Source organism: Nocardia sp. NPDC003726, assembly GCF_053586955.1.
In genome coordinates this window covers 44802-45942 of the sequence record NZ_JBSFNF010000015.1, presented here as the reverse complement: position 1 = coordinate 45942, position 1141 = coordinate 44802, and the positions used below count along the sequence as shown (strand labels likewise).

1 protein-coding gene is annotated in these 1141 nt (G+C 64.9%); it reads right to left on the bottom strand.

All coding sequences use genetic code 11. From position 1 onward, the window contains the following. Positions 1-262: 262 nt before the first annotated feature. Complete coding sequence (locus ACWDMM_RS20345) at positions 263-586, bottom strand: hypothetical protein (RefSeq protein ID WP_195079605.1); 324 nt, start codon at positions 584-586, stop codon at positions 263-265. Positions 587-1141 lie beyond the last annotated feature (555 nt).

The following is a 1141-nucleotide window of genomic DNA, read 5'->3' as shown; positions in this document are numbered from 1 at the left end:
GTCCCGGCAAACCCTTCACCTGCGTCGACCACACCGAGAGAAGACATTGTCCCCTCGGAGCGCACCTACCCGGTGTTCTCTGTTCTCAGCATTGGGAACGGTCTTCGGCTGCACCGTGACGCACCGGGTGCCGCGCACCGCACGGCTGCGGGCCCGGCGACCGCCGCATGCCGATCGTTGGCCGCCCGTATGCCGGTCGCCTTGGACCGGCGATCGGGATCGTGTGGTGTCGCTGCGCCAACCGGCGACGCCCGTGTCGCGATCAGGCGACCAATGGCGGGCGAGCGCCGCAGGATGCCTCGTTGTCGCGTGCGGTGATGCGGGCATACAGTCGCAGCAGCACCTCACGCAAGGTGACGCCCAGGTCGGTGGCCCGAATGGCGGCGAGTTCGAGTGCGAGGTCGTTGGTGAGCGTGCCGGGATCGCTGAGCATTTCGTCGAGCACCATCCCGCTGACAGCCTGTTCGCGGGTCAGGGGGACCGTGGGCAGCCAGCTGAGTTCCCAGGCGGCGCCGAAGGAAAGCAGCCGTGCGGTTTCCGGGGTGACGTCGCTGGTGATGATCGAATCGGTGATGTCGAGTGCCATGATCCGCTCTCATTCACTCTCGTGCGGGTTGACGCGGAACGGCCGCCGGCGCGGAGGGCGGTGGCCGTGCTCGGCCACGGCCCGTACGCGGTGGCTTCGTCCGTGCCTTGATTACTCGGTGCCCGAATGTTTCGGGAGACCGGCGCGAGCGCGGTGGGCGGGGTGGTCACGCCTGGCGTATCCGAATCGGCTCGCGCGGTGACGAGGTATCCGTATCCGGCACCTCCTAGAGTTGTCGAGCCACCCGGCTCCGCAGGTGGGAAAAACCCTGCGGCGAGCTGGAATTGCGGTGGCTTCGAGAACAAGGCTAGGGAGTGACACCTCATGCTGTCAACGAAGCTTTAGCGCTTCGTGATGATATTTGATGAGCATTCGCGCTTCGCAAAAGTCCTTCGGCTCAAAACTTGTCGACGATGGGCTTTGATAACGGCCCTGGACCGCCAGAGGAACCGGTCGAAGCGTGTTGGAAAGCGAATGTGGCAACCTTCGATCGCGCGGCGTCCGGCGAATTGATCCTCCGGCCGCATTGCTTGTTGGCAACGAAATTCGCCGGAC